The 24,310-nt window shown below is 71.3% G+C and carries 25 protein-coding genes; 15 read left to right on the top strand and 10 right to left on the bottom strand.

Features of this window, described 5'->3' with window-relative positions; all coding sequences use genetic code 11:
* Window positions 1–107: 107 nt before the first annotated feature.
* Window positions 108–458, bottom strand: a complete 351-nt coding sequence (locus tag ACH4XV_RS32420) for a hypothetical protein (RefSeq protein ID WP_395795873.1) — start codon at window positions 456–458, stop codon at window positions 108–110.
* Window positions 459–631: 173 nt separating this feature from the next.
* On the opposite strand from ACH4XV_RS32420, the gene ACH4XV_RS32415 reads away from it, so the two are divergent.
* The 6 genes from ACH4XV_RS32415 (at window position 632) to ACH4XV_RS32390 (ending at window position 7,165) form a co-directional block, all read left to right on the top strand.
* A complete protein-coding gene (locus ACH4XV_RS32415) occupies window positions 632–1,558 on the top strand; it encodes an alpha/beta hydrolase (RefSeq protein WP_395795872.1) in 927 nt (308 codons plus the stop codon).
* Between the two features lie 1,345 nt (window positions 1,559–2,903).
* Window positions 2,904–3,194, top strand: a complete 291-nt coding sequence (locus ACH4XV_RS32410; RefSeq protein ID WP_078976209.1) for an MTH1187 family thiamine-binding protein — start codon at window positions 2,904–2,906, stop codon at window positions 3,192–3,194.
* Between the two features lie 180 nt (window positions 3,195–3,374).
* The gene (locus ACH4XV_RS32405; RefSeq protein ID WP_395795871.1) at window positions 3,375–3,890 is read left to right on the top strand and encodes a SigE family RNA polymerase sigma factor; all 516 of its coding nucleotides are present in this window, start codon (window positions 3,375–3,377) and stop codon (window positions 3,888–3,890) included.
* 158 nt (window positions 3,891–4,048) lie between these two features.
* On the top strand, window positions 4,049–5,365 hold the full coding sequence (locus ACH4XV_RS32400; RefSeq protein WP_395795870.1) for a hypothetical protein: 1,317 nt from the start codon (window positions 4,049–4,051) through the stop codon (window positions 5,363–5,365).
* A 443-nt stretch (window positions 5,366–5,808) separates the two neighbouring features.
* Window positions 5,809–6,615: a hypothetical protein gene (locus ACH4XV_RS32395; RefSeq protein ID WP_395795869.1), complete on the top strand. Its 807-nt coding sequence runs from the start codon at window positions 5,809–5,811 to the stop codon at window positions 6,613–6,615.
* Between the two features lie 76 nt (window positions 6,616–6,691).
* Entirely contained in the window at window positions 6,692–7,165 is a 474-nt protein-coding gene (locus ACH4XV_RS32390) for an RrF2 family transcriptional regulator (protein ID WP_395795868.1), read from the top strand.
* Here the strand turns inward: ACH4XV_RS32390 and ACH4XV_RS32385 are convergent.
* Window positions 7,095–8,087 carry a LysR family transcriptional regulator gene (locus ACH4XV_RS32385; protein ID WP_395795867.1) on the bottom strand — a complete coding sequence of 331 codons (993 nt, stop codon included), beginning with the start codon at window positions 8,085–8,087 and terminating at the stop codon, window positions 7,095–7,097. The two genes, ACH4XV_RS32390 and ACH4XV_RS32385, sit on opposite strands and share 71 nt — an antisense overlap.
* A gap of 145 nt (window positions 8,088–8,232) precedes the next feature.
* Here ACH4XV_RS32385 and ACH4XV_RS32380 point away from each other — a divergent pair, with 145 nt between their 5' ends.
* The gene (locus ACH4XV_RS32380; RefSeq protein WP_395795866.1) at window positions 8,233–9,231 is read left to right on the top strand and encodes a nitrilase family protein; all 999 of its coding nucleotides are present in this window, start codon (window positions 8,233–8,235) and stop codon (window positions 9,229–9,231) included.
* A 12-nt stretch (window positions 9,232–9,243) separates the two neighbouring features.
* Here ACH4XV_RS32380 and ACH4XV_RS32375 read toward each other — a convergent pair whose 3' ends face one another.
* Both ACH4XV_RS32375 and ACH4XV_RS32370 read right to left on the bottom strand, forming a co-directional pair.
* On the bottom strand, window positions 9,244–10,230 hold the full coding sequence (locus tag ACH4XV_RS32375) for a zinc-binding dehydrogenase (protein ID WP_395795888.1): 987 nt from the start codon (window positions 10,228–10,230) through the stop codon (window positions 9,244–9,246).
* Between the two features lie 166 nt (window positions 10,231–10,396).
* A complete protein-coding gene (locus ACH4XV_RS32370) occupies window positions 10,397–10,921 on the bottom strand; it encodes a PadR family transcriptional regulator (RefSeq protein ID WP_395795865.1) in 525 nt (174 codons plus the stop codon).
* 92 nt (window positions 10,922–11,013) lie between these two features.
* Between ACH4XV_RS32370 and ACH4XV_RS32365 the strand changes: the two genes are divergently transcribed.
* Window positions 11,014–11,556, top strand: coding sequence for a hypothetical protein (locus ACH4XV_RS32365; protein ID WP_395795864.1), 543 nt, complete (start codon window positions 11,014–11,016; stop codon window positions 11,554–11,556).
* Between the two features lie 114 nt (window positions 11,557–11,670).
* On the opposite strand, the gene ACH4XV_RS32360 is transcribed toward ACH4XV_RS32365, so the two are convergent.
* The 4 genes from ACH4XV_RS32360 to ACH4XV_RS32345 form a co-directional block, all read right to left on the bottom strand.
* Window positions 11,671–11,967: a hypothetical protein gene (locus ACH4XV_RS32360; RefSeq protein ID WP_380003388.1), complete on the bottom strand. Its 297-nt coding sequence runs from the start codon at window positions 11,965–11,967 to the stop codon at window positions 11,671–11,673.
* Between the two features lie 96 nt (window positions 11,968–12,063).
* Complete coding sequence (locus tag ACH4XV_RS32355; protein ID WP_395795863.1) at window positions 12,064–12,630, bottom strand: hypothetical protein; 567 nt, start codon at window positions 12,628–12,630, stop codon at window positions 12,064–12,066.
* 411 nt (window positions 12,631–13,041) lie between these two features.
* Window positions 13,042–13,314, bottom strand: coding sequence for a hypothetical protein (locus ACH4XV_RS32350; protein WP_395795862.1), 273 nt, complete (start codon window positions 13,312–13,314; stop codon window positions 13,042–13,044).
* Window positions 13,315–13,802: 488 nt separating this feature from the next.
* A complete protein-coding gene (locus ACH4XV_RS32345; protein WP_395795861.1) occupies window positions 13,803–14,759 on the bottom strand; it encodes a pirin family protein in 957 nt (318 codons plus the stop codon).
* A gap of 217 nt (window positions 14,760–14,976) precedes the next feature.
* Between ACH4XV_RS32345 and ACH4XV_RS32340 the strand changes: the two genes are divergently transcribed.
* Window positions 14,977–15,171 carry a hypothetical protein gene (locus ACH4XV_RS32340; RefSeq protein WP_395795860.1) on the top strand — a complete coding sequence of 65 codons (195 nt, stop codon included), beginning with the start codon at window positions 14,977–14,979 and terminating at the stop codon, window positions 15,169–15,171.
* 16 nt (window positions 15,172–15,187) lie between these two features.
* Here ACH4XV_RS32340 and ACH4XV_RS32335 read toward each other — a convergent pair whose 3' ends face one another.
* A complete protein-coding gene (locus tag ACH4XV_RS32335) occupies window positions 15,188–16,375 on the bottom strand; it encodes an ROK family protein (protein ID WP_380003384.1) in 1,188 nt (395 codons plus the stop codon).
* 231 nt (window positions 16,376–16,606) lie between these two features.
* Here ACH4XV_RS32335 and edd point away from each other — a divergent pair, with 231 nt between their 5' ends.
* The 5 genes from edd to ACH4XV_RS32310 all read left to right on the top strand — a co-directional run bounded on the left by edd (window position 16,607) and on the right by ACH4XV_RS32310 (window position 21,891).
* Window positions 16,607–18,481, top strand: coding sequence for a phosphogluconate dehydratase (edd, locus tag ACH4XV_RS32330; protein WP_395795887.1), 1,875 nt, complete (start codon window positions 16,607–16,609; stop codon window positions 18,479–18,481).
* Window positions 18,478–19,497 (top strand): glucokinase, encoded by a 1,020-nt coding sequence (gene glk, locus ACH4XV_RS32325; protein WP_395795859.1) that lies wholly within the window; start codon window positions 18,478–18,480, stop codon window positions 19,495–19,497. The genes edd and glk overlap by 4 nt, the downstream gene beginning before the upstream one ends.
* Window positions 19,494–20,114 carry a bifunctional 4-hydroxy-2-oxoglutarate aldolase/2-dehydro-3-deoxy-phosphogluconate aldolase gene (eda, locus tag ACH4XV_RS32320; RefSeq protein ID WP_380003382.1) on the top strand — a complete coding sequence of 207 codons (621 nt, stop codon included), beginning with the start codon at window positions 19,494–19,496 and terminating at the stop codon, window positions 20,112–20,114. Before glk ends, eda begins: the two co-directional genes overlap by 4 nt.
* A gap of 293 nt (window positions 20,115–20,407) precedes the next feature.
* On the top strand, window positions 20,408–21,004 hold the full coding sequence (locus ACH4XV_RS32315; protein WP_395795858.1) for a guanylate kinase: 597 nt from the start codon (window positions 20,408–20,410) through the stop codon (window positions 21,002–21,004).
* On the top strand, window positions 21,001–21,891 hold the full coding sequence (locus ACH4XV_RS32310) for a DUF1932 domain-containing protein (RefSeq protein ID WP_395795857.1): 891 nt from the start codon (window positions 21,001–21,003) through the stop codon (window positions 21,889–21,891). Before ACH4XV_RS32315 ends, ACH4XV_RS32310 begins: the two co-directional genes overlap by 4 nt.
* Before the next feature lie 416 nt (window positions 21,892–22,307).
* Here ACH4XV_RS32310 and ACH4XV_RS32305 read toward each other — a convergent pair whose 3' ends face one another.
* Window positions 22,308–23,381 carry a PP2C family protein-serine/threonine phosphatase gene (locus tag ACH4XV_RS32305; RefSeq protein ID WP_395795856.1) on the bottom strand — a complete coding sequence of 358 codons (1,074 nt, stop codon included), beginning with the start codon at window positions 23,379–23,381 and terminating at the stop codon, window positions 22,308–22,310.
* A gap of 238 nt (window positions 23,382–23,619) precedes the next feature.
* Between ACH4XV_RS32305 and ACH4XV_RS32300 the strand changes: the two genes are divergently transcribed.
* Window positions 23,620–24,246 carry a TetR/AcrR family transcriptional regulator gene (locus tag ACH4XV_RS32300; protein WP_395795855.1) on the top strand — a complete coding sequence of 209 codons (627 nt, stop codon included), beginning with the start codon at window positions 23,620–23,622 and terminating at the stop codon, window positions 24,244–24,246.
* Window positions 24,247–24,310: the final 64 nt, after the last annotated feature.

The following is a 24,310-nucleotide window of genomic DNA, read 5'->3' as shown; positions in this document are numbered from 1 at the left end:
GAAGAGCTCGCAGGGGTGGTGGGCCGCTTCCGTTGAAGGTGGGCCGAGGGTGGACGCCCGGGCGTGGGCCGACGCCGGCTGGGGTGGTCGGGTGGGTGGGGCTTGGGCTAGTGGAACTCGTGGATCAGTTCTATGTGGCCGACTATGTGGTTGTTGAATTCTGGGAGGTCTTCGGCTGGGACCCAGAGTTCGAGGATGGATTTGCCGCCTGCTTGGCGGACCGGGTAGCGGATTACGTATTCGGTTTCGATGTGGAAGCGGGTCACGTAGCCGGAGCCGGAGGCGGGGACGTTCCAGTCTCGGGCGATTTTGATCGCGTAGTCCTCGTTGAGGACCGGGTAGAAGATCGGCTGGTCGGGCAGCCGGGCCGGCCACGCGGTCCAACCGGACTCGCGTACGAGCTCCAGCTCGGCCGGTCCGGTCGGCCGCCAGAGGGTCGTCGTGGGGATGGCGTTCATGGGGTTATGGTGCGGCCGCGGGTGGGTGGGGTGGAAACGGATTTCGCAGGTGGGATGGGGCGGGGCGGCGTGGGACCCGGGTGGGCCGGCGGGCGAGTGACTTGCGCCTCGATCGGGTGGGATCTGACGGGGCGTCATGGAAGTTGGCGGCGGGCGCTGCTAGCTTCCGCGGCATGGATCACCGCATAGACCCCGAATTGCTCGCGGTCCTCCCGTACCTGCCGACCGTGGACATCGCCGAGCCGGCGGCGTTTCGGGCGGCGCAGCGGGCTCGGGCCCAGCCTTTGCAGCGTCCGGACGGGCTTTTGGTCGAGGATCGGGTGGTGGCCGGGGGTGTGCCGGTGCGGATCTATACGCCGACGGCTGCGGTGGGGGCGGCCGGGGCGGGTGGGGCGCCCGGGGTGCTGGTGTGGTTCCACGGTGGTGGGTTCGTGTTCGGGGACATGGACAGTACGGATGGCAGCTGCGTGGCGACCGCCCTTGAGGTGGGCTGCGTGGTGGTGAATGTGGAGTATCGGCTCGCGCCCGAGGATCCCTTTCCGGCGGGCTTCGAGGATGCGTGGGCGGTGCTTCGGTGGGTGGCGGAGCATGCGGCGTCGATCGGGGCGGATCCGGGGCGGATCGCGGTCGGCGGGGTGAGCGCGGGTGGCGGGTTGGCCGCGGCGTTGGCGCTGCGGGCTCGGGACGAGGGTGGGCCGGCGCTGGTGTACCAGGTGTTGGACACGGCGGTTTTGGATGATCGGCTGGACACTCCCTCGATGCGGGAGTTCGATGCGACGCCGTTGTGGAGTCGTCCGCAGGCGGAGTTGAGTTGGCGGTACTACCTGGCGGGTGCGGAGGCGAGCGCCTACGCGGCACCCGCGCGGGCCGAGGATGTGGCGGGCTTGGCGCCGGCGTACATCACGGCCAACGAGTTCGATCCGCTGCGTGATGAGGCGATCGAGTATGCGGTGAGGTTGATTCGGGCGGGTGTTCCGGTCGAGTTGCATCACCGGCCGGGTACGTTCCATGGCTCCAACGCGATCCCGTCGGCGGAGGTCTCGCGGCGGGCCTTGGAGGACATCCGCCGCGCCCTGCGGGCGGCTTTTCGGGTCGAGTAGGCGCACGGTGGGGCCGGATGCGCAGTGCCGGGTCTCCGGCGACGGCGTCGGTACTGGGGCGGGGCTGCGGTATCGATCTCGGCCGTGGGATCGCGGGAGCTGGGCAGCTTCGGGATTCGGGTTGCCTGACTCCCGAGGCCAAGGCACGGGCGCCGGTCTCTGCGGCCGGAGGCAGGAGGCCGGAGGCAGGAGGCCGGGCACGGCTGCCGGGGCGTAGCCGCCGGCGTCGTTGGAAGTCAGAGCCTGGCCTTCGTGTGCCGGAAGCCGAACCGCAGCCACCGGTGGCCGCGGGCCAGGGCACGGTGGCCGGTCATCGGGGGCTGGGGCTCCGCGGCCGGTGATCGGGGGCCGGGGCTTCGCGGTCGGACATCGAAGGCTGCGGCATGGTCGCCGGTTGCGAAAGCGAGGGGCTCGGCCGCCGATCGTCAAAACCAAAGGCATAACCGCCAGTCGCCGGCGGAGACATGGGCACCGGCCGTCGAGCGCCAAGCACAGCCGCCGACCGCAGAAGACGAAGGCATGACCGCCAGTTGCCGAAGGCGGAAGCTCGGCCGCCAAAGCGGAAGTCACGGCTGCCGACCGCCGCCGGCCAGGACACAGCGGCCGGTCAGGGCTCGGCCGACGACCGCCGAAACCAGAGGCACGATCGCCAGTCGGCGAAGGCGGAAGGTCCGTCGCCGGCCGCCGAAGCCGAAATCATGACCGTCGACCGCCGCAGGTCAGAGCGCGGTGGCCGGACGTCGGGGGCGGGGCTCTGCGGGCGGACGTCGAAAGCCGTGGCATGGTCGGCGGTTGCGGAGGCGAGGGCTCGGCCGCCTGCCGCCGAAGCCGGAGGCATGACCGGCAGTTGCCGAAAACGGGGCCGGACGCTATCCATCGGACGCCGAAAGCACAGCCACCGGTCGCCGAAGCCGAAGGCATGAACGCCAGTTGCCGAAGATGGAAACGCGGTCGCCGAAACCAGGCATGACCGCCGATCCCCGCAGGCCGGGGCTTGGCCGCCGGTTGCCGGTTGCCGGTTGCCTGAGCCCAGGGCTCGGGGCTCGGGGCTCAGGGCTCAGGGCTCAGCCGCCAACCGTCGACAGTGAAGCACGGCCGCCGGCCGTGGGAGGTCGAGGCACGGACGCCGATCGGAGGCCGGTGCGCCGCTGCCGGTTGTCGGAGGGCGAGGCGCGGTCGGCGGATCTCGTGGTGTCCGGTTCCCGGGGCGGGGCGGGGCCGGGTTGGTTTCGGGTGGGGGTTGAGGGTTGGGGTGGGTGGTTTGGGGGTGGTTGGGGTTTGGGGAGCCGCGTGTGGGGCGTTCTACGCTGGGGGTGTTCGGGGTTGGGATGTGGAGGGTTTTGTTGTGATCGTTGCGTTTTCGGTTTCGCCGTTGGGTGTTGGTGAGGATGTGGGGGAGGCGGTGGCGGCTGCGGTGCGGGTGGTGCGGGCCAGTGGGTTGCCGAATCGCACCGATGCCATGTTCACCTCGATCGAGGGCGAGTGGGACGAGGTGATGGCCGTGGTCAAGGAGGCTGTCGAGGCGGTCAAGGCGCACTCGAATCGGGTGAGTCTGGTGCTCAAGGCGGACATCCGCGAAGGGGTCGTCGATGGGCTGACGGCCAAGGTCGAGACGATCGAGCGCTACCTGGCCTAGCCGGCCCGATCGACGTGCCGCCGATGAGACATGGCTTTCGGTCCGTCGGGGCGCTGTGTGCTGTCCGGATCCGGGCATCCGGCCGGCTCCCCGAACCCCGCAGGGCCGCACGGGACGCGATGTAACGTTTTTGCCGGCCGGTCCATTTCCCCTGGTGACGTCGACGAACGGGGGACATCGATGGCCGGCGGAAGCGATGCGGACTTTCGAGAGTTCGCCGCCACGCACAGCCGCAGGTTGTTCCGTACCGCGTGTCTGCTCACCTCTGGTGACTGGCACGGTGCCGAGGACCTGCTTCAGGAGACACTCGGCAAGCTCTATCCGAAGTGGCGCAGGATCGGCCGGATGGAGTGGCCGTTCGCCTACGCGCACACCACGTTGGTCCGCACCTACCTCGAACAACAGCGCCGCAAGAGTTCCACCGAGCGCGCCACCGACAACGTGCCGGAGCGTGCGGCCCGCCCGACGGGCGATCCCGAGTTGCGGCTCACTCTGCTCGACGGCCTGGCCGAGTTGGCTCCGGGGGATCGGGCGGTGTTGGTGCTGCGCTATTGGGAGGACCGCTCGGTGGAGCAGGTCGCCGAGATGTTGCATCTGTCGGCGGGAGCGGTACGGGTTCGCTCCCATCGGGCGCTTGATCGGCTGCGGGCGGTGCTGGGCGATCAGTTGCCGGATCTCGCCCTCGATCGCCGTTGAGTCTCGATTGATATCGGTGAGCGCCGATGGCACCGGTGACACCCGCGACGCCGAGGGCGCACTTGAGCGCGCATCGGCGCGGCTCTGCGGCACCGGCGCTCCGTTCGACCCCCCTTGCATGCTTCCGCATTCCTAGTGAAAGGACCGGTGATCTCACCGTGCCTCCTGCCGGTTTTGAGTACCACGACCCCGACTTCGAGCAGGCGCTGCCGGGGGCGCTGAATGCCGTGGTCGATACCTTCCCGGCGTACGACCCCGAGGTGATCGCGCGCGGTGTCGCACGCGGCAAGCGGATTCGGCGCGTGCGGCGCATCCGGATCGGGGCCGCCGCGTGTGCGATGGCCGTCACCGTGGTGGGCGTCGGGGTCGTCCTCGATCGGGCACTGGAGACCGATGCGTCGGCGGCCTCTCGGCGCACGCTGCCGGACGGCGAGATGCCCTCGGCCGGGCCGGTGACGGGCAATCAGATGATCGCCGTCCTGGAGAGCCTGCTGCCCGCCGAGGGGAAGATCAGCGAGGTATCCGGTAGCGGATCGCAACTGACGCCCCAGGACCCGCCGTTGATCAGTCGGAATCCATTCGCACAGCTCGTCTACACCGACTCGGGCGGCTCGACCGGGGTCCGGGTGATGCTCACGCGTCCGGTGCCCGACAGCCCCGAGAGCCGGATGGCGAACTGCGCTGCCGCCGACGGACGTCAGCCCTACGACCAGTGCACCGGGCGCCGGCAGCCCGACGGGTCGAAACTGACCGTGGCCAAGACCGACAGCGACGGGTCGGGCGAGCCCCGACAGCGGCACTGGCGCGTGATCCTGGACCGACCCGACGGCGGCCGGGTCTGGCTCGACGCCTTCGCCGGCGGCGCGCGGGTCCAGGGGATCGATTCGAGCGCGGGCGCCGTGGGCAAGGGCCAAGACCCACGCTTGACGGTCGACCAGTTGACCAAAATCGTGACTGACACACGCTGGGCCCGAGGCGCCGCCGCGCTGCCGACGCCGGATCGGCGGGTGCTCGGCGTCCTCGAAAGCGTGCTTCCCGCCGGGCTCGACATCGCGGCCAAGGGGGAAGTGTCATACGGCGCGACAGTCGTGCTGCGGGACGGACAGGGGCTGACCGATGTCTCGGCGAGCGTCCGGATGACCGCCGACCCGCTGGAATCCTGTGCGGGGATCGCGGATTGCCGCACCCGGACCCTCCCCGATGGCTCCACGACCTTCGCCGCGCGACAGCCGGTGGGTAATGGGCCGCCGGAGTACGTCCAGTGGCGGGTGGCGATACGCCACCCGGACGGGCGTACGGTCCAGGTCGACGCGGGAAACACCGCCGGTCCGGGGTTGGTTCTGATCAACAGTGACGACTACCCGGGGCTCGTGTTTCAGGGGTCCTTCAGCAGGGACAAACCGTCTCGCGTCGAACCGGCTCTGACCCTGGACCAGTTGGAGACAATCGCCGCCGATCCGCGCTGGATGCGTTGAGATCCACGCGGACAGCGCGCGGCGCGTACGGCCGGTGGGCCGGTTGTACGCGCCGCGTCGGGTCCGGGCCGGGGCGGACGGACCACGTACCCGCCCCCGCCGAGTGGGCCCTCCGAAGTGCGTGAAACCCGCTGTACGGCACGGACTTCGTCGCGCGCGCGTTTGTGCCGGTGAGACCGTCGATGCGGTTTTTCGTTGTGCGGACACCGCGCCCTCTAGGACCCACTAGGCCGGCCGCCCCGAAGGGGCGGCGGCCGGCCCTAGGTGGAAAACCACCCGGGAGAACGTCACTCGGGTGGGTGATTGACGGCAACTGCCGCAGCACTGTGTGCTGTTCCGTGTCCAAAGCGTGAGTCATCCAAAACGTATTTCGGCCCCCGCTGGTGCAACCAACACCGGTGCGAGGGCCTGACCACTCAACGAGAGGCAACACCCTCATCGTCATGGCTAATTCCCAGCGTACTGATGTCCCCGCTCCTGTCGAGAACCCCGCCGCCGCCGTGTTGGCCCGGTTCGGCGGTCTCTCCGGATGGGCGTTCGAAGCCGCCATCCGCTACGAGGCCGCGCCTCCCGGCACCCCGATCTCCATCGAGAGCATCCGCGAACTCCTGGGCGTGGGCACCCACATCGCCCGCCGCGTGCTCCAGGAACTCACCGACGCCGGTATCGCGGTGGCCAAGCGCTTAAGGGATTCGGCGACCGGGCGCCTGCTCGGTCGTCTCACGGAGTGGTCCGGGCCGCGTGCGGTCCGGGGCGCTCCCGAGGCAGGTTCACCCTCCGCCCCGAAGGCCGCGCCCAACACCGCGCCGACGGCCGGTCCCGAGCCGGATCCCGCCGTACGCGCCCTCGAACTGCTCCGCTCGCTGGCCGACGTGGACGAACGATTGGCCTTCAAGGACCGGGAGTTGCGTACCCTCGTGCCGTTCGTCCAGGCCCGCTTCACGGCCGGCGCCACCGACGACGAGGTCTTCCGGGAGTTGACCGACGACCTACCGCCACCGAGTCGCGAGCTCAAGACCGGCCTGCTGCACTTCCGCCTCACCCGTACCCCGCCACCACCGACGGCTCCGGTGATCCCAGCCCAGTCGCGCCGCCCGCGCCTGGTCGAGTGCGCCGACTGCGGGCGCCCCGGACCCGACCTCGTCCCCGGCGCCTTGTGCCACCACTGCCGCACCGGCACCACGCCCGTCCCGCTCGACGGCTTCGCCCGCGCGAAACGGCTGATGCAACTCGCCGGCCTGCCGCTGTGACCGTCGAGGATGGAGCCATCCGAGGGAGCGGGGGTTGTCCGGGGTATTCTGGATGGGTAGCGTCCAGCATATGCAGATGAGCGAAGGCGTGGAGTGGGCGCTGCACAGCTGCCTGAACCTGGCGTGGGCCGAATCGGGCACCGCGGTGACGGCGACCAAACTGGCCGCCTTCTACGGCCTGCCCGCCGCCTACCTCAACAAGCAGCTCCAGGCCCTCGCCCGCGCCGGCATCGTCACCTCGACCTCCGGCCCACGCGGCGGATTCCGGCTGGCCAAGGCCCTGAAGGACATCACCCTGATGGACGTGGTCGTCGCCATCGAGGGCCCCGACGCGGCCTTCCGCTGCCAACAGATCCTGCGCAGCGGCCCCGACGCCGACCCGACGGCCGACTACCGCACCGCGTGCGTCATCGCGCAGGCGATGTCCCGCGCCGACCTGGCCTGGCGCCGCGAACTCGCCGCGCAGACGCTCGCCGACATCAGGGCGACGGTGGAGTCCCGCTCCCCCGACACCCCGGAGCTGACCCGGAACCGGCTGGCCGCGAAGTAGCCCCGCGCCGCCGGACGAGATCACGCACGACGGCGAGGAAGTTGTCCCGCACCCGCGTGCCCCGCGCCGGATCCCAGACCGCGCCGATCCGCCAGGAGACGGCGGCCGAAACGACATCCGAGGCCGCGCTCGAAGCACCACCGCCCTCGATCGCCGTCACCACAACCGTCGAAGACGCGATATCGGCCGCCCCCGCCGGCACCAGCGCCACCCCCACCCCCGCCGCGACCAGCGCCAACACGGTCTGGAGGTCGGACGCCTCCTGAACCGGCTCCGACCGAGCATCGAACTCCCGCTCGAACAACTCGATCTGCCGCACCAGCCCCGGCCCCTTCGCCCGGGTGAGCCGCACCACCGCACGCCCCCGCAACCACACGGCGACCCCCACCGGATCCGTCGGCGGCGGATCCGTGTCTCGCGGCGCCGCCACCGCGAGCGTGTCGGTCAGCACCACCAACCGGGCCAGGTCGTCCGGCGCCGGCAGCCGTACGAAGCCCACGTCGAGGTCGCCCCCGCGGACCGCCTCGATCTGACTCGCGGAGGACATGTCCTCCAACGAGATCTCCACCCCCGGAAAGCGCCGGCGGAAGGCCGCCACGGCCTGCGGCGCGAGATCGATCCCGGACAGCCCGAACCCGACCGCCAGACTGCCCGCCTCCCCGCGCCGGAACTGCCCGGCCCGACGGGTCAACTGGTCGGCCCGACGCACCAGTTCGCGCGCCTCCGGTAGCAGCGTGGCGCCCAGCCGGGTCGGCTCGGCACCGTGCCGCCCCCGGATGAACAGGGCGCCGCCGACCTCCGCCTCCAGCGCCCGGATCTGCTTGCTCAACGCGGGTTGGGTGATCGACAACCCCCGCGCCGCGACCCCGAAGGCACCGCAGTCGGCCACCGCGACCAACGCGCGCAGCAGCCGGATGTCCATGTCGGGAGTCTAGGCCGCGATCCATTCCGTCCGGTTATCGAAGACCCCCGAAGTTTCATTGGACCGGAATGCCGAGGTACGGCTGTGATGGAGGTCGGGACGACCATCAGCCACCCATCAGCCACCCCACGGACAGGAGTCGTCGATGTCGACGGAGCACCTGCGCTGCGCGTCGGTACAGTTCGAGCCGCGCCCGGACGACAAGGCGTACAACCTGGCCCGCGTCGAAGACTTCACCCGCCGCGCCGCCGCCGACGGGGTACAGCTCGTCGTGGTCCCCGAGATGTCCCTCCTGGGCTACTGGCACCTGCGCCGGCACCCCGCCGAGCGGCTGCGCGAACTCGCCGAGCCGGTCACCGGACCCTCCGTCACCCGCGTGCGCGAGCTGGCCGTCGAACTGGGCGTGGCCGGCGGCCTGGGCTTCCTGGAGCGCGACGAGGTCGACGGGCGGCTGTTCAACTCGTACGCGGTCTGCCTGCCCGACGGCCGGGTGCACTGCCACCGCAAGCTGCACGCGTTCGAGCACGAGGCCGTCTCCAGCGGCGACCGGTACACCGTCTTCGACACCCCGTGGGGCGTGCGGGTCGGCATCCTCGTCTGCTGGGACAACAACCTCGTCGAGAACGTGCGGGCCACCGCCCTGCTCGGCGCCTCGATCCTGGTGGCACCGCACCAGACCGGCGGTACCGACTCGCGCAGTCCGCACGGCATGCGGCCGATCCCACCGGCCGTGTGGGAGAACCGGCACCGGGACCCGGCGGCCGTCGAGGCCGCGTTTCGCGGCGACAGCGGCCGGGGGTGGTTGCTGCGCTGGCTGCCCTCGCGGGCCCACGACAACGGCTTGGCCCTGATCTTCAGCAACGGGGTGGGGCGCGACGACGACGAGGTCCGCACCGGCAACGCGATGATCCTCGACCCCTACGGCCGCATCCTCGCCGAGACCTGGGCCGCGGCGGACACGATGGTCACCGCGGACGTCGACCTGACCCTGATCCCGCTGTCCACCGGCCGCCGCTGGCTCAAGGGCCGCCGCCCCGACCTGTACGGCGTCCTCACCCACCACTTCGGCGACGAACGCGACGCCAGGACCGCCCGCTTCTCGCCGGACCCGGCGGCGGTGGCCCCGACGGTGCTCCCGGACTGACCCCGGGCCCGCTCAGCCCTCCGTCAACCCGACGAGTTTGCCCACCGTACGGCCGAGTTCCATGTCCGTGTGCGCGCGGCGGATGTCGTCGAGAGCGTACGTGTGGATCGGCCCGAGGCTGATCCGCCCGGCTGCGATCTCGTCGAGGTAGCGCTGCAACACGTCGGCGGGCAGATCGCCGCTCTCGCCGCCGTAGGCGGTCAGCCGCACCCCCTTCGGGAGGTAGCCGATCGGATAGAAGTCGGGCACGATCCACTCGTTGGACAACATCCCGGTGAAGCACACCGTCCCGTGCACCCGGGTGGCGGCGAGGGTGTCCGGCAGGGTCGGTGTCCCGACCAACTCCAGTGCCGCGTCGACCCCTTCGGGATGCAGCGCGCGTACGGCGGCGGCGACGGCACCGTCGTCGACCAGGACGTGGTCCACCCCCTGGGCCCGCAGCACCTCGACGTTCGCGGCGCGGCGCGTGGTCGCGAGCACCGTGGCGCCGATCCCCTTGGCCAGCGCCGCCGCGGCCAAACCCACGGAGGAGGTCCCGCCGCGGATCAGCAGGCTCTGCCCGGCGCGCAGGTCCAGCCCGGTGGTCAACGAGCCGTACGCCGTCTGCAACGTCTCCGGAACCGCGCCGATCACGTGCCAGGGCAGGTCCGACACGAACCCGATCACCTGGTCCACGGGTACGAGCGTGTACTGCGCATAGCCCCCGTCGTAGGTCCGCCCCATGTCGCCCATCATGGTGGCCACCTGCTGCCCGACCACGAGGCCGCCGCCGGCGTCGGCCGGATCCAGCGCGTCCACGACCCCGACCGCCTCGATCCCCGGCACCCGGGGAAACGTCACGCCTTCGGCCAGTCCGAGCCGGGTGTGCAACTCCGAACGGTTCAGCCCGAACGCCTTCACCGCGATCCGCACCCACCCCGGCCGCACCTCGGGCACGGCCGGGTCCCGCAGCACCAGGTTCTCCACCGGTCCGGGTCCGGTCAGCACCACGGCCCGCATCGTCGCGGCCACGTCCACCTCCATGGCAAAGGATCAGGGCACCCGTCGCAGGCGTAACGGGGTGGGGAATCGCGGCATTCCGCGAGTACGCATGTCAGCCGTGTGCCACTGCGCCGCCGTCCATCGGCAGGCGCCCCGTCCGTCGGCAGGCACCCACCGTGCCCCCTCACGTCGTCGGCGGCGCCACCTGTTCCGCCGCCCACTCCGCCCAGTCGCGCTGCATCTGCGACAGGCGCAGGCCGTACTCCAGCGCGACGCGGCCGTACATCGACAGCGGGCTGTCGTCCCAGGGCACGTTCGCCTCCACCTCGCGCAGCCCCGCGTTCCGCTCGGCCGCGTCCTCGGCCTGGGCGGCCAGGTACGCCCGGGCCTCCGCCGGGGCGAGGGTGTCGAGGAAGAAGACGCGCAGGAGCATGCTGCTGCGCCTGACCCGCTCGGGTTCGACCTCGACCAGCCAGTGGCGCAGTTCGGCCCGGCCGCTCTCGGTGATCGAGTATTCCTTGCGGCCGCGCGGACCCTCCGCGGTCACGTCGAGCAGGCCCTCGGCGGAGAGTTTGCCCAGCTCGCCGTAGACCTGGCTCTGGGTGGCGGGCCACGCGTTGGCCAGCGACGTTTCGAAGGACTTCAGCAGGTCGTAGCCGCTGGCCGAGCGATTCGCGAGGAGTCCGAGGAGTGCGTGACGGAGGCTCATGACGCGAGACTTTACCACTCAGGATTGACATGTCGAAGTTGGAACGTCAAAGATTGACCTGTCAGCAGCGGAGTGTCGAGCAGAGGAATCCCATGAACTACGTCCGCAACTTCGCTCCGTGGATCGTCTTCGCCGTCATCCCCTCGACGCACTGGCAGTGGGGCGCGCTCGCAGCTCTGGCCGCCACCGTGCTGATCGCCGCCCAGGACCACCGGGCGGGGCGCGGGGTCGACCTGCTCGCCTACAGCACGGCGGTCTTCTTCCTGGTCCTGACCCCGGTCGCGTTCGCCGTGCCCGACTCCGGCTTCCACCGCTATGTCGGGGCGGCCTCGTTCGCCTGGCTGGCGCTCACCGCCTGGGGCTCGATCGCCGTCGGCAACCCGTTCACCCTCGTGATCGCCCGGCGCTCCACCCCGCGTGAGATCTGGGGCCTGCCGATGTTCCGCCGGGTCAACGTGGTGATCGCCGGCGTGTGGGCCGCGAGCTTCACCATCACGGCGGTCGCGCTCTACCTGATCAAAGCGAACGATCTGGCCGGCGGGGTGGCCATCGCCGCCCAGGCGGCCGGATTCGTGCTCCCGGCGATGTTCACCGCACGCTACCCCGCGCTCGTCCAGGCCCGGTACGCCGGATGACATCGGCCGCCCCGCGAACGGCGCGGGACAAGCCGCCGACCGCGGGCACGGTGCGGGGGGAGTAACGCGACGGGCCGGGCGACCCGATTCCGGTGCGGGTCGCCCGGATCCGACTCAGCTGAACGTGTCGCTGACCGCGTTGACGCCGGCCGTCACGAAGTGGTCGACCAGCTCGGAGAGCGAGGACGCGACCTGCGTACCGGACAACATCACTCCGGCCACGAACGCCAGGATCAGGCCCAGGAGTTTGTAGCCCTTGTGCGTGACCATGTAGAAGAGGATGAAGATGATCAGGATCGGGACCCCGACGGTCACCCCACGACCGACACTGCTCGTCTCGGTCGTCACCGCCTGGAAGTTGGCGATGTGTTCGGGCGCGGCAGCGGCCACGGCGCTCAGCGACATGTGCATGATTCCCCTCCGGTCCTGCGGTCGTCCGCCGGTCCCTGTTTGCCTTGGCGTACCCGTGATATGACGGTTCGTAAGCTACTCACGTCGCGCGCACCGTCATCCGCCACCGATGGGGATGGTCGCCCCGGCCATCAGGCCGGCCAACACCCAGGCCCAGCGCATGAGTCGCACCAGGGGCCATTTGGCGCTGATGATCACGATCCAGAAGCCGGCCATCAGCCACAGGCAGAAGGCCGCCATGAAACCCGCCTCATGGGAGCAGTTCACCAGGAGACCGGCGCCGTAGTAGGCGGCCAGGCCGGCGGGAACCAGCATGACCAGGTCGGTACCGCTGAACGGCCGGGAGGGTCCGATCAGGCCGCCCGGACCGCCCGTGAACGGCGGCGACACTCCTGGTTTATCCGAAGCCCCGCCCTGTGTGCCGGAATCAACCGATCCACCGGCTTCGTCCCCGGCCGCCGAACCGCGGCGGACGAAGCGGGCCAGGCCGGACGCCGGACCACTCGTGGCGGCGGGTGCCGCGTCACCGGTGCCGAGCGCGCCCGCCGCGCCCGTTCCGGCCGCCTTGGCGGAGCGGCGCCACGGCGGCTTGCGCGCGGGCGGGGTCGAAGTCGTCGGTGCCGCAGGAGCGTTGTTGCGCCCCGGGTCGCGGGGTTTCATCACGTGCCGCACCGTGGGACGCGGGGAACCGCCCGCGGGGTCGGTGCCACGCTCGCTTGGAGCCCGCGTGCTCTCCGAGTGCCGGGCCGAGTCGGGGCGTTCGCCGGCGCCGCCCCGCCCGGGGCGCGCGTCGGGACCGCTCTTGCGCTCCGTCGTACGCCGGGACTCGGTCGCGGCCGCCGCGCTCCGCTCACGCTTCCGACGCTCCCGCAAGTCGCGCCGCCAGGAGGGCTCTTCGTCCTCGTGTCGCGGGCTGCGCGACGCGCGGGCGGATCCGCGCGCGGGTTCCTCCCGGGGCGCGGGGAATGCCGGTTCCTCGTCCTCGGGATCCGAAAGGTGGCGCCATCGCCGCAGGTCGCCGAGCCGAAGTCCGCGTGCTTCGGGGGGCGGTGGCGGTTCGTAGCCGCTCATCGCCTATCCACCTCCCGACTGACGTGGGCACGGCTTGCAGGACCGGCTGTGCCGGTATGCCGCCAGTATCCACGGCACCGCGATCGCGATGGCGAAGAACTCGCCGTCTCGTGCCCGGCCGCGGATATGCAGAACGACCGCGAACACCGCGGCGGTTCCGAGGATGAGCATGGTCAGCGCGTTGGAGTGCACGATGCGCAGTGCCAGCCAGTTCGCGGACGAGGTCCGGGTCTTGACCGTGCGTTCCATGAACTTCTTGCGCCAGTCGTCGGCCATCAGGGCCTCCGGGACCCGGCGCCGGCGGTCCGCGAAAGAATCGCGAAAGCGCCGGTGGACGACCCGAGCGGGAACGGACCGGTTCCGATCGGTCGATCGGCGAAACACGAGGCGTGGGGCGGCCGTCGGTCACCGTCGCCGATGCCGTGTGCCACCCGGGAGGGCCGGAACATACGCGGACTCCTCTCGTCCGGTGTCACATCGCGCCCGTCGACCGGAGCCACAGCGACCCGGCGGCGGAGCTCACGGTGGTGAGGTGACGGCTCCACTCCTGTTTCCGCAGGCCGCGCCCATGGCGCGGCAAACCGTTACGTTCCATTTGACCTTGTTCAGTGTGGCCAGTGGGCGGGACAGCGTCAAGGGGCGACCGGTCGGCTGCATTGCGTAGCCCACGCGCCCGCCCCTTTGAGGCATTCCCTTGCACTCTAAGGGCTCTGACGGTGTGTCAGATCCCCTGCCGATGATCTTCGGCCACTGTTGAGACGTCGTCAGATCCGGTCCGCCGGGATCCGGCCCATGCGACCGGCCTTGAAGTCGTCGAACGCCTGCGCCAGTTCCGCGTGCGTGTTCATCACGAACGGGCCATACCAGGCCACTTCCTCCCCGATCGGTTGCCCGCCGAGAACGATCACCTCGAGGTTGGACTTGTTCGAATCCTGGCGCGTGTCCGCCTGGAGGTCGATCGTGTCGCCGGCGCCCAGGACCGCGAGCCGGCCGGTTTCGATCGGTCGCCGATCGGTTCCGACGGTCCCGGAACCGGAGAGGACGTACACCAGCGCGTTGTAGTCCTTGCGCCAAGGCAGCGAAAGTCGCGCGCCCGGGTTGATCGAGGCGTGCAGCAGGGTGATCGGGGTGTGCGTGATACCCGGACCGTCGAAGCCGCCGACGGAGCCGGCGATCAGCCGGACCAGGGCGCCGCCGTCGTCCGAGGCGAGCAGCTTGACGTCGCCCGCGCGGATGTCCTGGTAGCGCGGGTCGCTCATCTTCTGCACGGACGGCAGGTTGACCCACAACTGGATGCCGTGGAAGAGCCCGCCACTGGTCACCAGCGCCTCCGGCGGCGCCTCGATGTGCAGCAGGCCGGAGCCGGCCGTCATCCACTGGGTGTCGCCGTCGGTGATCACGCCGCCGCCGCCGGCCGAGTCCTGGTGGACGAACTCGCCGTCGAGGAGATAGGTGACCGTCTCGAAGCCCCGGTGCGGGTGCCACGGGGTGCCCTTGGGCTCGCCCGGCGCGTACTCCACCTCGCCCATCTGATCCATCATGATGAACGGGTCGAGGTAGGTCTGGTTGACGCCCGCGAAGGCGCGCCGCACGGGAAAGCCCTCACCCTCGACGCCGCTCGGGGCGGTGGTGACGGCAAGTACGGGACGCGGGCGGGCGTCGAGCGCGGGCTCCGGCAGACGCGGCAGAGCCAGCGGGTTGGCAACGGTGACGGCGGGCATGGCCTGCTCCTCGGGACGAGTACGGTCCGGCTTTCCCGGTCCTTGCACGCCTCAACAGTAGTTGCTCGCTCAACATTCCCCGCGCGGAGGGTATGGTTTGGGGGGTGGTTCCGGGCGGAGCGAGGGGGTGGCGCCGTCGTGGCGGCGAGCGGGGGCGCATGGGGGTACACGGTCGCTCCGCGGCCGGGATCGGTCGCCGCGCTGCGCCGTGGTGCGCGTGCGCTACGCGGATGAGGAGCGGGTCGAGGTCGCCGCGAGCGGGGCGGTGCGCGTGCGCTCCGCGGCCGAGGAGCGGGTCTGGGTCGCTGCGAGCGGGTCCGTGTGCCGGGGTGTGGCGGCCCGCGGGACGCGGCACAGTCGCCGCGCCGAGCTACGGTTCACCACCGCTGCGGGGCCGGGCGAGACCCGGTGAGCGGTCCGGCTCGGGTTCAGGCCGGGAGGGCTCGGTTCACGCTGGGGAGGGCTCGGCCGCCGGCGAGGCGGGCGAGGGTGGTGTCCACCGAGTCCGGGGACAGGATCTGGTCCAGGGCCATGAACGCGCAGCCCGTGAGGCCCGCCGCCTCGCCCAACACGCTCGGCACGATGCGCAGTTCGCGCGTGGCCACGGCCGTGGACCGCCGATAGACCACCTCGCGCACCCCGGCCAGCAGCGGATCACCCGCGTCGGCGAGGTCTCCGCCCAGCACGACCACCGCCGGATTCAGCACGTTGACCACGCTCGCCAGCACCTCGCCGAGCATCCGCCCCGACTCGCGCACCAGCCGCACCGCCTCGGGCTGGCCGGCCGCCGCCAAGGCCACAACGTCGCGCACGCTGGAGACCTCGCGGCCGTCCGGGAAGCGTGCCCCGTGGGCGGCCAGCGTCTCGATCAAGTGCCGCCCGCTGGCCAGGACTTCGAGGCAGTCCACGTTGCCGCACCAGCAGCGCACCCCGGTACCGCCGGCGACCGGGATGTGGCCGATCTCGCCGGCCGCGCCGAGCGCGCCCCGATAGACCTTGCCGTCGGCAACTATCCCGGCGCCGATCCCCGTGGACGCCTTGACGAAGACCAGATCGCCCGCGTCGGCCCGGGCCCGATACTCGCCCAGCGCCATCACGTTCACGTCGTTGTCCACGTACACCGGTACCGGCAACCGGCGTTGCAGGGTCGGCGCTATCGCCACCCCGTCCCACCCCGGCAGCGTCGGCGCACCCGCGGCGCGCCCGGTGTCCAGCTCGACCGGCCCGGGCACGGCGACCCCGACCCCGCGCACGCGCGCCGGGTCGAAGCCCTCCTCGGCGAGCATCGTGTCGATCCAGTCCGGCAGTCCGGTGAGCACCGCGTCGGGGCCGCCCTGCGCGGCCATCCGGGTCTCCCGGCTGGCCAGCACCCGGCCGGTCAGATCGCAGACCGCGAGTTGGCCTCGGCTGCTGCCGAGCGAGGCTGCCAGTACCAGGCCGCCCTCGGGGTTGAGTTCGAGGCGGATCGGAGGCCGGCCGCCGGTGGACACGCCGTCGGCGCGTTCGGCGAGCAGTCCGGCGTCCACCAGTTCGTCGATCCGGGCCGCCACGGCGGATCTGGACAGCCCGGTGAGCCGGGCGACGTCCGCCCGGGTCTCGGCATCACCTTCACGCACCAGGCGAAGTACCTCGCCTGCACTGCTGTGCGGGATGGGATTCGCGCGTCGGGCCATGTCGTCCAGTGAACCAGGGCGGCTTTCCCTCGGTCAAAGCCCTAAGTTCACTACTTCGACACCCGAGCGTCACTCTTTTGCTTGCCAAGAAGCAAAAGTACCCCTAGTTTGGTACCCGAACCGGCAGAGCCAGCCGAAGACAGCAGGGGCACGAAGATCGTGAGCGAGCAGAGGATCCACCCGACGGTGGCCGCAGTGACGGAGCGCATCGCGCGCCGCAGTGCCGCCACGCGTTCCGCCTACCTGGAGCGGATCCGAGCGGCGGCCTCCGAGAAGCCCGCTCGCGGTCAGCTCGGCTGCGCCAACTTCGCCCACGGCTTCGCCGCGTGCTCGCCGAGCGAGAAGCTGAGCCTGCGCGGCACCGGCCCGCAGGGCCCGGTCAAGCCGAACGTCGCGATCGTCTCCTCCTACAACGACATGCTCTCCGCGCACCAGCCGCTGCGGACCTACCCCGAACAGCTCAAGGCCGCGGTCGCCGCGGCCGGCGGCGTGGCCCAGTTCGCCGGCGGCGTACCCGCCATGTGCGACGGGATCACCCAGGGCCGCGCGGGCATGGAGCTGTCCCTGTTCAGCCGCGACGTGGTCGCGATGGCCGCCGCGGTGGCGCTCGCGCACGACATGTTCGACGGCGCGCTGATGCTCGGCGTGTGCGACAAGATCGTCCCCGGCCTGGTGATCGGGGCGCTGTCGTTCGGACACCTGCCGACCATCTTCGTGCCCGCCGGTCCGATGTCCTCGGGCCTGCCGAACAAGGAGAAGGCCCGGGTCCGGCAGCGCTTCGCCGAGGGCAAGGTCTCCCGCGAGGAACTGCTCGACGCCGAGGCCGGCGCCTACCACGGCATCGGCACCTGCACTTTCTACGGCACCGCGAACACGAACCAGCTGGTGATGGAGGTGCTCGGGCTGCACCTGCCGGGCGCCAGCTTCGTGCACCCCGACCAGCCGCTGCGCAAGGCGCTGACCGACGAGGCGGGCCGCCGGGTCGCGGCCACCACCTCGCTCGGCGACCCGACCTCTCTGGTCCGCGACTACACGCCGATCGGCGAGGTGCTGGACGAGAAGGCCTGGGTCAACGCGGTCGTCGCGCTGCTCGCCACCGGCGGCTCCACCAACCACACGCTGCACCTGGTCGCGATGGCCGCCGCCGCCGGGATCACGCTCACCTGGGACGACTTCGCCGAGTTGTCCACGGCGGTGCCGCTGCTGACCCGGATGTACCCGAACGGTCCGGCGGACATCAACCACTTCCACGCCGCGGGCGGCACCGCGTTCCTGATCGGCACGCTGCTCGACGGCGGGCTGCTCAACGAGGACGTGCGCACCGTGGCCGGCGACGGGCTCGCCCGCTACCGCCGCGAGCCGCAGCTCACCGAGGACGGCTCGATCGTGTGGGTGGACGGCCCGACGGAGAGCCTGGACCTGGACGTACTGCGGCCCTACGACAAGCCGTTCGCGCCCGACGGCGGACTGCGGATGTTGCACGGCGACCTCGGTCGCGCGGTGATCAAGGTGTCCGCGGTCGACCCGTCGCACCACGTGGTGAGCGCGCCCGCGCGGGTGTTCGACGGACAGGCCGACTTCCTGGCCGCGTTCGAGCGCGACGAGTTGAACCACGACCTGATCGCGGTGCTGCGCTACCAGGGTCCGCGCGCCAACGGCATGCCGGAGCTGCACAAGCTGATCCCCGCGCTCGGCGTGCTCCAGGACCGGGGCCACCACGTGGCGCTGGTCACCGACGGCCGGCTCTCCGGCGCGTCCGGCAAGATCCCGGCGGCGATCCACTGCACGCCCGAGGCGGCGGTCGGCGGCCCGATCGCGCTGATCCGCAACGGCGACATCGTGACCGTGGACGCGGTGGCGGGGACGCTGACCACCGAGGCCGACCTGAGCGGACGGCGGCCTGAGGGCGCGGCCCCGAACGACGCGGAATGGGTCGGCACCGGGCGCGAGTTGTTCACCGCGCTGCGCGCCGGGGTGGGCCCCGCCGACCTGGGCGCGGGTGTGTTCGGCGCGGTCGCGACCGCGGCTTTCGACGGAGCGAGCGCGTGAACCCGACCGTGGCCCCACCGACCCCCGAGCGCCCGTGGCTGGTCGCCGACATCGGCGGCACCAACGCCCGCTTCGCCGTGCTCACCGAGCCCGGCGGCCGACCCGAGCACGTGCTCGGGCTGCGCAGCGAGGACCACGTGGACCTGGCCGCGGCGATCGAGGACTACCTGGACCGCTCCGGCGCGGCCCGGCCGAGCGCGATCTGCGCGGCGGTCGCGGGCCCCGTGCACGGCGACCGGTTCCGGCTGACCAACGGCGCGTGGGTGTTGTCCATCGCGGAGACCCGGGTCAAGCTCGGCGTGCCGGACCTGTACCTGATCAACGACTTCGAGGCGCTGGCCCTGTCGCTGCCGCACTTGGCGGGCGAGGACCTCATCGTGGTCGGCGACCGACTCCCCGACCCGACGCTGCCGATGGCCGTACTCGGCCCCGGCACCGGACTCGGCGTGGCCGGCCTGGTGCCGATCCCGGGCGGCGGCTGGGTGCCGCTGCCGGGCGAGGGCGGGCACGTCCTGCTGCGCCCGGCGCACGGCCCCGACGCCGCGGCCCTGGAGGTGCTGCGCGACGAGCGCGGCGGCCTGGGCACGGTGACCGCCGAACACGTGCTGTCCGGCCCGGGACTGTGCCGACTGCACCGCTGCACGGCGGCGGTACACGGGGTGGTGGCCGAGGCGCTGAGCCCGGCCGACATCTCGGCCCGCGCGCTCGACGGCTCCGACAAGGTGTGCGTCGCGACGGTCGAGACCTTCTGCCGACTGCTCGGCACGTTCGCCGGTGGGGTGGCCCTGACGATGGGCGCTCGCGGCGGTGTCTTCCTGGCCGGGGGCATCCTGCCCCGGATCACCGAGATGCTGCTGGAGAGCGAGTTCCGGATGGGCTTCGAGACCAACCCGACGATGGCGCCGTACCTGCACCGCATCTCCACCGCGCTCGTGGTGGCCCCGCATCCGGCTCTGCGCGGCGCGTCCGCGTGGCTGGAGGCGCGCAGCACTCGACCCTTGGAGGTGGCGGCGTGAGCACGTCCGCTCTTGACCTGGCACCGGTGATCCCGGTGGTGATCGTGGACGACGTGGAGTCGGCCGTACCGCTGGCGCGCGCGCTGGTGGCGGGCGGGCTGCCGGCCGTCGAGGTCACCCTGCGCACGCCGGCCGCCCTCGGCGCGATCGAGCGGATCGCGGCCGAGGTCGAGGGTGCGTTCGTGGGCGCCGGTACGGTGCTGACGCCGGACCAGGCGAAGGCGGCGGCCGACGCCGGCGCACGCTTCCTGGTGACGCCGGGCTGCACCGAGACCCTGTACGGGGCCCTGGTCGACACCGGCCTTGCCTTCCTGCCGGGCACGTCGACCGTGTCCGAGGTGCTGGCGCTGCGCGAACGCGGCGTCCGGGAGATGAAGTTCTTCCCGGCCGAGGCCGCGGGCGGCGCGCCGTTCCTGAAGTCGCTGGCCTCGCCGGTGCCGGACGTGCGCTTTTGCCCGACGGGCGGAATCACCCCGGCCTCGGCCCCGACCTACCTGGCGCTGCCCAACGTGGCCTGCGTCGGCGGGTCCTGGATGCTTCCCGCGGACGCGGTCGCCTCGCGCGACTGGTCCCGGGTGGAACAGCTCGCCCGCGAAGCCTCGGGGCTGCGCGGGTAGCAAAAACGTCCCCTGGCGCGCTCTGCCCTGAGGTGCGCCAGGGGCACGGACCGCGGATGGTGGGTCGTATGAGGGTTCGACCCACGAACGAGCAGGTCGTATGAGGGTTCGACCTGCGGAGACCGCGAATAGGGACCCGCTCTTCGGCGAGGAGAGCGGGTCTCTTCCTTTGTCCATGTCGGGGTCGCCGACGGCGCTCCGGAACAGTACGTCGAGCGTGTCGAGCCGCGCGAGTACCGTTGCCTCGTGGGAACCGCATGGGACGACTCGGAGCTCATGGGCGGTGGTCGGTGGTGAACCCGTCATCCGCCGTGGTTCTCTACGGACCGCCCGCATCCGGCAAGGACACGATCACGGGCGCCTTGGCCCGAGCGGATGACGCGTTCGTGCACTTCCGGCGGTTGAAAGCCGGGTCGGGCCGGACCACCGGGTACCGCATGACGGATGCCGAGACGTTGGCAGACCTACGGCACCGCGGACTCGTCGTCCATGGCAATCGGCGGTACCAGGCCGAGTATGCGACCGATGCTCCCGAGCTCGACCGCCTCACGGCGCAGGCAAGCATCCCCGTGGTCCACGTCGGACAGGTCGAAGCGCTCTCCGCGCTCGCGGCCTATCCGGCGACGTGGACTCGGGTCCTGCTCTGGTGTCCTCGGGACGTCACCGCGAAGCGCTCGGCAACCCGAGGGGACTCCGACGGCGACGCCCGACTGAGGGCGTGGGCGGACACCTACGCAGACCTCGAAGCCCATCCCGACACGCTGTGGTCCCTGATCGTGCGGACCGATCACACGTCGGTGGAAGCCTCCGCCGAACTGATCAGGCGGGCCGTGCGGGACAGGGCGCCGGATCGGTTCACCGCTGTCCACCTGCTCGAGGGAGTCGGATGACCACGGTCGGCATCCTTCACCCGGGCAGCATGGGCGCGGCGGTGGCCGGCGAGCTGACCGCTCGCGGGATCACGACCCTGTGGTGTCCCGCGGGCCGCAGCGCAGCGACGAGAGCACGGGCGATCAGGTTCAACCTCGAGCCTGTCGAGGAGCTTGGCGAACTGCTCGATCGCAGCGCGTGTGTGATCTCGGTCTGCCCACCCGGAGCGGCGGAATCGGTGGCTCGTTCGGTGGCCGAACGGCACTACTCCGGGCTCTACGTCGAAGCCAACGCGGTCAGCCCGGAGCGCATGGAACGCATGGCCTCATTCCTCGCCGCAGGAGGCGCCACCGTGGTCGATGGTGGCGTAGTCGGGTCCCCGCCTTCAAAAACCCGCTCACCCCGGCTCTACCTGTCCGGCAGGGGGGAGGACGTGACTCGGGTCGCCGCTCTGTTCGCCGACACCCGGGTACAGGTGAAATGCCTTCCGGGCGGAATCGGGCAGGCATCCGGCCTGAAGCTGTCGTTCGCGAGCTACCAGAAGGCAAGCAGGGCTCTGGCCGCCTTGGCTCATGCCATGGCAGACGAATATGGGGTCGGCGCCGAACTTCTGGACATCGCCGAGCATCACTCCGGGCGGCACCTCGCAGACCCGGACTACATCACCGACGTGGCCGCCAAAGCATGGCGGTGGGAAACGGAGATGAGAGAGGTGGCCGCGGCTCTGACCGCAGTCGATCTGCCCGCCGGGATGGCCATCGGCGCGGCTGACGTCCTTTCCCGATGGGCGTCCGTGAGGGACGCCGAGCTCGACCCGATCGAGGCGATCAAGCAGCTGCGTTCTGGGCCGTCCGACTGTCCGGATACGGCTGTGACCAGCGCAAACGTACCGGACAGCATCGAGTAGCGTTGTCCGCCCCGTCCCGGAGCCCCAGGTCGGGGGATTGCTGGAACACCGGGATGCTTCCGCAATCCTCCGGGCCCGGGAGACGGTGGTCCGGCGCTTCTTTTGGGGTGCCCTGCCCGATCCGCAGCTCCGGCCGCCCGGCGAACCGGTCACCCGGGTCACCGCCGGCACTGGGCCGGCTCGGCGGGACCTCGAGGGCGGCCTGCGGGCGATCCGTACGGTCAAGGCCGCCGGTGCGGAGCGACGCGAGGGCGACCGGGTGGCGGCCGAGGCGCGCGAATCGGCCCGGCACGGCGTGCGCGCGGTACGCACCGAGACGATCGCCCGGACCATCGCCGGCAGCGGCATCCAGAGCGGCCGTCATCCTCGCCTACGGCGCGTGCCGCGTGGGCGAGGGCCACAAGGCGGTGTGGGGGCTACGCCGACTGGTGGGTCGGCTCCAGGGCGTGGGCGGGCTTGACCACCTTCAGCAGCGGGCCGGTCAGGGTCACCGCCAGCATCGCCGCGTCGTCCTCCAGCTTGCCGCCCACATGGGCGATCAGGGCCTGCTCGACCGCGTCCAGCATCCCGGCGGCGTCGTTGTGCGCGTAGGTCGCCAGATGTCGGCCCAGCGGGTAGAACACACCGGCCGTGTCCCGGGCCTCGGTCACCCCGTCCGTGTGCATCAGCAGCACGTCGCCCGGCCGGAACGGGACCGCCTCCACCGCCCGCGCCGTGGCCGCCGGCAGCAGGCCCATGCCCAGCGGCAGACCCGCCTCGCCGATCACCTCGCCCACCGTGCCGCCGCGCACCAGCAGCGGCGACGGATGGCCGCACGCCAGCACCTGCATCGTGCCCTCGCCGGGACACAGCTCGACCATCACGGCGGTCACGAAGTCCTCGGTGCCCAGTTGCCGGTTCAGGCTGCGATCCACCCGGGCACCGACCTCCGCCAGCGTCGGCGCGTCGTAGGCCGCCTCGCGGAACGCGCCGAGCGTACGGGCCGCCATGTCCACCGCCTCGAGCCCCTTGCCGCGCACGTCGCCGAGCAGCACCCGCACCCCGTACGGGGTTTCCAGCACCTCGTACAGATCGCCGCCGATCGACGCCTCCTCGGCCGCCGCCCGATAGCGCACCGCGAAGCCGAACCGGCCGATCGCCCGGGGCACCGGCCGCAGCAGCGCCCGCTGGGCCACCTCCGCCACCGACTGCACACGATGTAGCCGGGCGTCCTGGCGCCGCCGCTCCCAGCCGACCCAGCACCCGAACAGCGTCACGATCAGGATGGCCGCCGAGACGCCGGTGGTGGACTTGTCCCCGCCGCCGCCGTACACGTGTGGGTTCAGCAGGAGACGGGTCGCCAGCGCCACCACCCCGGCCGTCGCGGTCAACCAGGGCCGATAGGCCATCGCCACCACCGCCGGGACCGCGATCAGCACCGCGTGCATGTCCAGGTAGTCCGGGGCGAACGCCCGGCTCACCAGGACCGCCACGTACAGGCCCACTGCCACCGGAACTGCTCGACGAGCGGGAAGCGCCAGGGCAGGCATGTATCAGGACCTTTCGTTGTCGCGCAGGAGGGGACGGGCCGACGACCAACGCGATCCATGGTCACCCGTACCGAGGTACGCGGACAGGGGCGAAGGTCCCATTAGGTTCAAAACGTATCGAAACCTTGCCAAACAGGCACTTGACAGTGCCGCCATTCGGGTCGGAGGCCGGGCCCCGACCAGGCCCTATGCTGCGCCCATGCCCCGTGACTCCGGCCCCACCAGGCGCCGCATCGTCGAGGCCGCCGAGATCCTGTTCGCGCGGCACGGTCTCGACGTGCCGTTGCAGGACATCACCCGCGCGGCGGGTCAGCGCAACGCCGGCGCGATCCACTACCACTTCGGCGGGCGCGAGGGTTTGTTGCGGGCGATCGTCGAGCAGCACGTGCCCGTCGTGTACGCCCGCCGCCAGGCGCTGCTGGCCGCGGCCCGCGAGCGGCCGGAGCGGCTGTCCGGGTTCGCCCGCGCGATCGTGCTGCCGATCACCGAACTGCTCAACGGCTCGCCGGCCGACCGGGCCTACCTCCAGATCTCGGTGGAACTGCTGCGCGACACCACCTCGCCGGTGACCCCGCTGCTCGGCGGCGAGGACGTGCAGGACGTGGTGGACGCGGTGGCCGCGGCCCGTCCCGACCTGCCGGCGACCGCGCTCCAGGCCCGCGCCTTCCTGGTCACCCAGATGGTCGGCATGTTGTGCGCGGCGCGCGCCGCCCGGCACGACAGTCCGCCGCGCCCGGACGGCATCGCGCCGACCGGCCTGCTCGGCCCGGAGGCGTTCGACGACCACCTCACGGCGATCGTCGCCGGCGCCCTCGCCGGCGACTGAGCCGCGCCGACTCCCCCGCGGAATCCCTTGACTCCTTCGACCCCTCGTATTAAACACACCTTTT

Source organism: Embleya sp. NPDC020630 (assembly GCF_044334985.1).
Taxonomy (GTDB): Bacteria; Actinomycetota; Actinomycetes; order Streptomycetales; family Streptomycetaceae; genus Embleya.
Note: the sequence above shows the minus strand (reverse complement) of the source record. Positions and strands in the feature narration are given on the sequence as shown.